Below are 5,435 nucleotides of genomic sequence, written 5' to 3'. Positions count from 1 at the left end.
ATTGGGACAGTCCCATTGCAGGCAGCGGCACAGCCGAGTAAAAAGCGGCAGCCGGTCCGGGCGCAATGCGTAAGCCCGGCGCGTAATGAACAGTGTTCCCGCTTCGCGGCGGGAACCGGCGCAAAAGGAACAAATAAAAATGATTAATATGAAAGCAATAATGAATCTAAGGAGTCTAAGAAATTTAAGGAACTTGAAATCCTTAATTTCCTTAACTTCCTTAATCCTTTTTTTGGGAGCTTGCTCGCAGGACGAAGATACGCCCGCAACCGGCGACGGACGGCTTACCCTGTCCGCCCAAACAGGCGACCCGCAAACACGAGCCACTTCCGGCAACACTTGGGACGGCACGGAAACGGTAACCGTAAATGTAAACGGAAACGATTATCCATTTACGGCGGCGACAGACGGTACGCTTACCAACGCCACACTGTACTGGCACGACTTCACTTCCATTAACGCTTATGCGTGGTATCCGGCAGGGACAACGTACACTTATCCCACCAACCAAAGTGCAGGCTTTCAGGCAGCCGACTTTATCTTTGCCGACAAGGTTGCGGGAATTACCCGCTCCAACTGGGAAACCCAAACACTGACGTTCAAGCACAAGACGGCAAAAGTATCCGTTACGCTCACTGCCGGTGCCGGTTTAGCTGCAGGCGATTTAACCGGCGCAACAGTCAAGTTTTACGGTTATACCACAGTAGCCGCTATTGACAACACCGGCGCAAACCCCACCGGAGCCATTACAGGCAGCACAATAGGCGAGATTACGCCCGACGCCAGCAACACCGCATTGCTATTGCCCGTTACACTGGCAAGCGAAAACATTTTCAAAATACTTGCAAACGGTCAGGAGTACTATTATAAAGGCAGCTATACTTTTGAGGCGGAAAAATCGTATCAGTTTACCGTTACGGTGAACAAGAGCGGCATTACCGTGTCAAGCCAAAGCATTACAGACTGGGGGGCAGGCAGCATCGATACTGTGGATACTGTGGATGTCGAATAAGTGCCATAATTCATATAATTCATAATTAAAGAAAACATGAAACAGATAATGACAAGAACATTCATACTGCTGGCGGGGATAGCGCTGTTTGCCGCCTGCAACGACGATGACAACGTTGTAGAGACGGGGCATGACCTTGGCGCCCTGCAAATCAACGTATCTATGACGGGATTCACCTCCGGAAGTCCCGAAACCCGCACCACCGATGCGGGTTACACTACGAGTTTTGCTACGGGCGACTCAATCGGGATTACCGTTATTCAAGACGGCGTGATAAAGGAAGACAACATTCCCTACAAGTACAACGGTACAAACTGGAATCCGGTAGCCGCCCCGGCAGACATCTATACGGCGGGAATTGTTACCTATCTGGTTTACTATCCGTACAGCGCGGCAATGAACGGCAAAACATCGGAGGCGGACATTGTTGCCGCCTTCACGCCCAAGACCAACCAGAGCGCACCGGCGGACTACGCCGCTTCCGACCTGCTGACGGGCACAGGCTCGCTTAGCGGCTCAACATTAACCGCAACCCTCACTCACGCCCTTGCGCTGGTGGAAGTAAGCCTGCCCGCAGGCGCATCGGCTCCCACGCTGAAAATAAACGGCGGCGGTGTGCTTACGCCCTCCACCACCACCTTCCGCTACATAGCCGCACCTGCCACAGGCGCAACCCTGAGCGGAAGCTACACACACAGCGGCAAAACCTTTAACTGGTCGAAAACAGGCGTGAACCTTGAGGCAGGGAAATATGCACAGGTGAATATCACCAAGATGCTGGCAGGTATCAGCGTGACCACCCCACCCACAAGAACCGCTTACGGCGTGAACACCACCGAGGTCGATGACCCCACTGACCTTACGGGCATGGTGCTCACCCTTACCTACAGCGACGGCACTACGCCGACGGTAACCTTCCCTACCACCGACCCCTTGTTCACCGGTTTTACCGCCTATGCCCGAACATCGACCGGTAACAAGACCGTTACCATCAACTACGGCACCTTTACGCCCACCATCACCTTGGGCGTATCCAACCTCGTTGCCAAGCGCAGGGTCGGCAGCGGTCCCTCATACACCTACACCTACCACGGCTACACTGGCTTGAATAGTGCCTTTAACGGCGAGACTGGACAGACCTCCGTCATCACCCTGTATGCCGACAAAACAATAGGAATACCAGGGACATTTGGGGAGGATTTAGCAAACACTTTCACCTTGAATAGCGGCACCCACATCACCCTAACAGGAAACAACGCACGGAGCATCACTGATGGAGGTTACATTCGGACTGCAGCCACCTTCAGAATAAATAGCGGCGCAAGTCTGGAAATCACCGGCAATATCACTATCACCGGGCATGTGAACCGTAGAATCAGCCTTCCCTCAACGGCTGGCAAAGGCGGCGCCGTGTATGTCGACGGCGGCGACTTCATCCTGAGCGGCGGGACAATAAGCGGCAATACAGCCACTGTGAACACCGGCGACGTCTTCGGCAACGGCGCCGGCGGCGGTGTGTGGGTCGGTAACGGCGGCACTTTCGTTATGAGCAGCGGAACGATCAGCGGCAACACTGCTAGCCACACCGTCATCTACGGCGCCGACGGCGGCGGCGTGTATGTCGCCAGCGGCGGCTCGTTCACCATGAACGGCGGGACGATCAGCAGTAATAACGCCAGCAGCGGCGCCAACTCCTACGGTGGCGGGGTGTTTGTCGCCAGCGGCGGCGTCTTCACCTGGAACAGCGGAGCGGCCATCAGCAGCAACACTGTCGCGGGCGGCAGCGGCAGCGTCAACCTTGGAACGCAGGTGTATAAGGTTGACGGCGGCACTGTCAGCGGGCACTCGGCGGGCACCGCGAACGGCTCCGACGAATACTGGGATACATGGTAGTGCGGCGTGGTGGGGGATGGCGCTACCACTGCCAGTTATAGTACCACCGGTGGCGGCGGGGGTACGCAATTCAGCGGCACTGCTTGGCCCAGCTCTACGGACAACGCTGCGTGGACTGCAAGCAGCAGCGCCGATGGTACCACCAACCAATATTGGAAAGACCTTGGCGGCTGGAACGGCGGCAGCCCGACCTATCCGCAGTTGTGGTGGGAGTGAAAAAATAGAGAAAAGGATGAAAGATTTGCCTTATAATTAACAGCGCAAAAAACAGGTCGTTGGGAAAATAAACAGGTTGTTTGGAAAATTAATATCAGGCATATAATGGCGTGACGCTTTCTTTGATAATTGAACAGTATAGAAAATCAATTATCAACAGAAAGGCGCCATTATGAATGATAAAACAACAACAGAAATCCGTTTGACACAGGGTGGCGAATCCATTACATTAGAACTGGATTTGCCGCTCGCCGTAATCAGGGAACATATCAACCGGTTAGGCGTTTGCAGGGAAACGAAAAGCCGTTACAAGAATCTGGCTTCCTATTACCTGTCATACAGTCGCAAAACGATTCCTGTCAATGAAATAATGTATCTCAAATCCGACCGCTCCTATTGCCTGTTTTATTTTTGCGACGGCAGCAGTTTAATGAAAAGCAAGTCAATGAGTTACTTTCTTAAAAACCATTATGCCGACAGCCTTGTCCGTATTCATAAAACTTATGCGGTAAACATGAATTATTTGAAACGACCGACAAGCCGGTACGTCATATTGCACGAAGATATTCGCTTGCCGAGAGGAAGAAAATTAAGTATTGACAATAAGAATAAATGGGAAATAGACGGTTGATATATGGCATTGTCTTTTTTTCCTGCATACTCTACGGTTGCGGGCAGGATGAGCCGTATCTCGACAAAATTCCCGCAAGCACTCAACGTACTGTGTTATTATATTTGGGTGTGGACAATAATTTTCGCGCAGAAGCCGCACAGAAAATCGAAACACTAACCACAAATTGGAACAAAAACAACGACGGCAATCTGCTAATATATTCCGATGCAGGCGGCAATGCCGCGCTTATTCATCTCTACTACAATCTCCAAAAAGGCAATGTTGCCGATACAATAATAACCTATCCCGATGAAAATTCCGCCAGTCCACAAACGCTTACCCGCGTATTAAACGATGTAAAAAACTATCGTCCTGCCAATTCTTACGGTTTGGTTGTTCTTTCCCACGCCACCGGCTGGCTGCCCGCCGAAATGTCGAAACCAACGCCCGCTTTGCGTTCTATCATTTGGGACACAGGCACAAGCGAAGCCAACAACTATATGGAACTCACAGCCTTTGCCGAAGCCATTCCCTACCGTTTGGACTTTATTATTTTCGATGCCTGCTTTATGGGAGCGGTAGAAGTTGCCTACGAACTGAAAGACAAAGCGGATTACATTGTGGCATCGCCTGCCGAAGTCGTCAGTCCGGGTTTTGTGTATTCTACGATGGCGCAACGCCTTTTTCAACCGCAACCCGATTTAACCGCCGTTGCAAGGGATTTTTACGAGTATTTCAACAACCAATCGGGGCTGTACCGCTCGGCAACGGTAAGTGTCGTGAAAACGGCGGAATTAGAAAACCTGAAAACGCTGTTTCAGGGGATTGCGGGTCAAGCCCGCAATGACACAGGCTTTCAGGATTTGCAATGTTTCGGCTACGGCTCACAAAAAATCTACTTCGACCTGGGCGACTGTATTCAAAAGTTCGCGCCGGAAAAATACAATGACTTTCAAACCGCACTCGACCGCTGCGTTCTCTATAAAGCCGCTACCGACAGTTACTACTCTGCGGGCGTGGCAACCTTAAAACCCATTCACACATTCTGCGGACTGTCGGTATATGTTCCGCAGGAAGCATATCCCGCTGCCAATATGCGGTACGGACAATTAAAATGGAATCAATGAGATGATATAGGAAATAGTGGACAAATTGTGCAAAAACAAGATTATTAACTGTCGGCGGCGAAATCCGGCGATGCTATTTATAAATCACTTAATAATCAAAGTAATGGAACAATTTGTTAAAACAAAGTTGTTTTCCCTGTTTGCGGAGTCCGCGGCAGGAGAAAAAGTTTCCGCCAAGCAGTGGGAACAGTCGTATAATGCGTTTGCCGCCAAAGTGTTTGAGGCGGGCGCGAAAAAGAAAAGGGTTGTCTTGTACAACTCTTTGTGTTTTGCACGGACTGAACTTGCCTGTTGGCAGTCGCCGGACGGTTTTAAAAAAACGGGTTCGCGTTGGCATATCTTGAAAAAGCGGCGTATCTCCTTGATACGCAGATTGCTTTTTGCGAGCGGCAACTGACGGCGCAAAGCCATTCTGCAACCGAAACCCTGCAATGGCAGGGCGGCTCAATGGAACTGGTCGAACTCGTGTATGCACTGCACGAGGCGGGTTGTTTCGGCAAAACGCCGCTGAAAACCGTGTTTAAAATAATCGGTAAAACTTTCGACTGTGAAATCGAAAACTACTACCGCCTGT

At 51.0% G+C, this 5,435-nt stretch carries 5 protein-coding genes; all 5 read left to right on the top strand.

The features are described from left to right. Nucleotides 1-193: 193 nt before the first annotated feature. On the top strand, nucleotides 194-1,012 hold the full coding sequence (locus ACYPWY_RS15520) for a fimbrillin family protein (RefSeq protein ID WP_459686456.1): 819 nt from the start codon (nucleotides 194-196) through the stop codon (nucleotides 1,010-1,012). Nucleotides 1,013-1,048: 36 nt separating this feature from the next. Continuing rightward, nucleotides 1,049-2,905 carry a beta strand repeat-containing protein gene (locus ACYPWY_RS15515; RefSeq protein WP_459686455.1) on the top strand — a complete coding sequence of 619 codons (1,857 nt, stop codon included), beginning with the start codon at nucleotides 1,049-1,051 and terminating at the stop codon, nucleotides 2,903-2,905. A 388-nt stretch (nucleotides 2,906-3,293) separates the two neighbouring features. Further along, nucleotides 3,294-3,752 (top strand): LytTR family transcriptional regulator DNA-binding domain-containing protein, encoded by a 459-nt coding sequence (locus ACYPWY_RS15510; RefSeq protein WP_459686454.1) that lies wholly within the window; start codon nucleotides 3,294-3,296, stop codon nucleotides 3,750-3,752. Further along, a complete protein-coding gene (locus tag ACYPWY_RS15505) occupies nucleotides 3,734-4,861 on the top strand; it encodes a clostripain-related cysteine peptidase (protein ID WP_459686453.1) in 1,128 nt (375 codons plus the stop codon). Before ACYPWY_RS15510 ends, ACYPWY_RS15505 begins: the two co-directional genes overlap by 19 nt. 330 nt (nucleotides 4,862-5,191) lie before the next feature. After that, a partial coding sequence (locus ACYPWY_RS15500) for an RteC domain-containing protein (RefSeq protein WP_459686452.1) occupies nucleotides 5,192-5,435 on the top strand: 244 nt, incomplete at its 3' end.

This window comes from Viscerimonas tarda (genome assembly GCF_054601255.1).
The sequence above is the reverse complement of the archived record's forward strand: the minus strand, read 5'-3'. Positions and strand labels throughout refer to the sequence as shown.